General features: G+C 65.8%; 1 pseudogene. It reads right to left on the bottom strand.

The features are described 5' to 3' along the window. Positions 1–473 (bottom strand): annotated as a pseudogene (locus tag D3D02_RS19430) (allantoinase); the annotation flags it as partial.

Genomic DNA, 473 nt, shown 5'->3' with positions numbered 1-473 from the left:
AGGGCGTTCGCGCCGAACGTCGAGTCCCACCAGTTGTCTACCTCCTTGGACTCGCGTTTGTAGCCGCAGTGGTCCGTCGAAACCACGTCGAGCGTGCCGTCGGCGAGATGTTCGAACATCGCCTCTACGTCATCCTGTTTGCGGATTGGCGGCGCTATCATGGGAAGGTTACCCTGCGTCTCGAACACGTCGTCGGTGAGCGTCGTGTAGTGGGTGCAGGTCTCTGCGCGGACCGCCGAGCCGTCGTCGCGGAACTGCGACAGCACCTCCGCGGACTTGCGGCAGGAGGTGTGGATGCCGTAGTACTTCGCCCCCGTCTCTTGGGCCATCCGCACGGCATCCTCGGCGGCCATCGCCTCGGCGTAGTCCGGCCGCGACTGCGGGTAATCGGTCGGGTCGCCGCGACCCTCCGCTTTGAACCGCGCTGTGAGCGCGTCGATGAGCGAGGCGTCCTCGGTGTGGTAGACGCCGAC

Source organism: Halobellus sp. Atlit-38R (assembly GCF_003665925.1).
In the GTDB taxonomy this organism is placed as follows: Archaea; Halobacteriota; Halobacteria; order Halobacteriales; family Haloferacaceae; genus Haloquadratum; species Haloquadratum inordinatus.
This window is presented reverse-complemented; position numbering and strand designations above follow the sequence as displayed.